This window comes from Dactylosporangium sp. NPDC049140 (genome assembly GCF_040648435.1).
Map to the genome: position 1 here is coordinate 1 of NZ_JBEZDS010000143.1, position 2,166 is coordinate 2,166.

Genomic DNA, 2,166 nt, shown 5'->3' on the forward strand with positions numbered 1-2,166 from the left:
CAACCGGTCAAACCCCGCCAAGGCCATCGAGTGTCGGGCGCGCCCCAGACGCCGACGAATACCAGCCGGACCGACCCGACGAACCCACGGCTTCGATGCCGTGGCGCCGGCCCACAGCTCACGAATTTGCCGATGCGCGCTGTGCGGGATGTACGGGGCCGTGGTGGGTGCGGATCGCGGTTGACGTACAACCGCTTCCATGCGCTCATCATGGCGCTACTTGGCGCGGGCGCGGATCTGCGCGGCGCAGCTCTCGGCGACGGGTGCCCAGTCTGTGCCGAGTACGTTCAGCGATGCCGTTTCCGGGTCCGATCCCTGGCGGACGACAGAGCCGAAGAACGCCAGCATCCTGTCCTCGCCGAACCGTTGTGCCAGGCAGGTCACGGTGAGCAGGGCCAGGCCGTACCGGGCGCGCTGGTCGTCGTCGGAAGCATCCGTCGGCATCGCTGCGAGCGTGACCGAGCCGTCCCAGCGCCCGGCGCGTAGGTAGCGGCGCACCGACGGCAGCCGGTCCCGGGTCCACGAGCCGTCCCGGTCCGCGACGTACTCCGCCAACCCCTCCGTCAGCCACCACAGCCGCCCCGCATGGGGCTCGTCGCCAACGCTCACGACGTGGGCGAACTCGTGCGCCAGCAGGTTGGCCAGCCCGTCGATGCCGACCTGGCCGGCTTGGACCTCAACTCCGTAGGACCCGGCCGCGTAACCGTCGGAGCTGCCGCCCTGGCCGTTCCACCAGGTACTGCGCTGCTCGGGCCCGGCGACGTAGACGACGTACCGCTTCGGCGGCGGCCCCCAGCGGGCGAACCTGTCAGCGATGTCGGCGGCCCGGTCGGCGGCCCCGAGGAAGCGGTCGAGCTGCCCGGCGAGCGCGGCCGGCCCGGCCACGATGACCCGCCGCCCCTCGACGGCCTGCAACACCGTCATGTCCCACGGCAGCACGGTCCGCTGGAACGAGGTCGCGACGGCCCGGCTGTCCTGGATCGCCCACGTGCTCGGCAGCAGCAGCTCGACGGGCACGCATCCGGGATCGCCGAGGCAGTACCCGATCTTCACCGTGACGGTCGACCGGTCCTGGATGTCCGGCGGCATCTTCGCCACCTCCGCCGTCCACCGCGCCACCCGCAGTGCCCGTAGCGAGTGGAACCGTTGCGTGAACTCGTCGTACAACCGGACGTCGACGGACGCCAGGTAGCCGTCCAGGTCGCCGGCGAGCAGTGCCTGCCCCTGCGCGGCAAGCGCCGCGTTGATGAGGCCGGCCTTCACGTCGGCGAGGCTCCGCAACCCTGTGGGCGAGGCCGAGGCGGCGCGGGTCGCGGCGGTAGCCTCCGGCTTCGCGTCGATCCCGCCCATCAGGAACACCGCCGCGACGAGGACGACCGCTGCAGTAACGGCCACCAGCACCGGCCACCGCCGGGCCGGCGATCCCGATTCCAGCGATGCGGGCGGCCGGACGGAGGAGGCGGTGAACGGCAGCGGCACGCCGTACCCACCCGCCCCGACGAACTCGACGGGCCGCGGCTCGTCGTCCTCGATCTGCACGCGCGCAACGTACTGGATCTCCGCGCCGCCCGCTATCACCGCAAGTCACACCGTCGCTGTCAAGTCACGAGGGATTCAACCGGCACTCGCGCATCAGCCGGGCAATGGGCACGCGGTACGTGGCCGTGGCAGGCAACAACGGCGCCGGCCGGGCCAGGTCGACCCGGTCGCGCAAAACATCAACGAACATCTGAGTGACGCCGGCAATACACGTCCCGGGCCTTCGCCACCGCCTGCCGGACGGCCGGCGTGCGCCAGTCGATGAGCCCGATCGGCAGCTCCGCCGACAACGCCGCAGCCGAATCGTTCAACGCCAGCCTGAAACGCGAAACCCTGCAAGGCCGCCGCACGTTCACCGACGAGCGCGAAGCCCGGCTCACCATCTTCCGGTGGCTGCACCGCTACAACACCGTCCGACGGCAGTCCCGCCTCGGCCACCAAGCCCCGAACACCTACGAGCGCAACCTCCCAGCAGCACCGACTAGGCTGGCCGCAGCCGCATAACCCCGTGTCCAAGATCAGGGGTCAAGCCCCGATCGCCCTGCTCGCCGCAGCCGCGGACGACCTCGCCGCGGCCATGGCCCGGATCCGTACTCTCGCGTACGCGATCCTTGACGGCACCCTCAT

At 70.9% G+C, this 2,166-nt stretch carries 1 protein-coding gene and 2 pseudogenes; 2 read left to right on the plus strand and 1 reads right to left on the minus strand.

The features are described 5' to 3' along the window. Positions 1-216: 216 nt before the first annotated feature. A complete protein-coding gene (locus AB0B76_RS58860; RefSeq protein WP_360395154.1) occupies positions 217-1,539 on the minus strand; it encodes a hypothetical protein in 1,323 nt (440 codons plus the stop codon). A gap of 204 nt (positions 1,540-1,743) precedes the next feature. Between AB0B76_RS58860 and AB0B76_RS58865 the strand changes: the two are divergent. Next, a pseudogene (locus AB0B76_RS58865) lies at positions 1,744-2,043 on the plus strand (integrase core domain-containing protein); the annotation flags it as partial. A gap of 31 nt (positions 2,044-2,074) precedes the next feature. After that, positions 2,075-2,166, plus strand: a pseudogene (locus AB0B76_RS58870) (IS5/IS1182 family transposase); the annotation flags it as partial.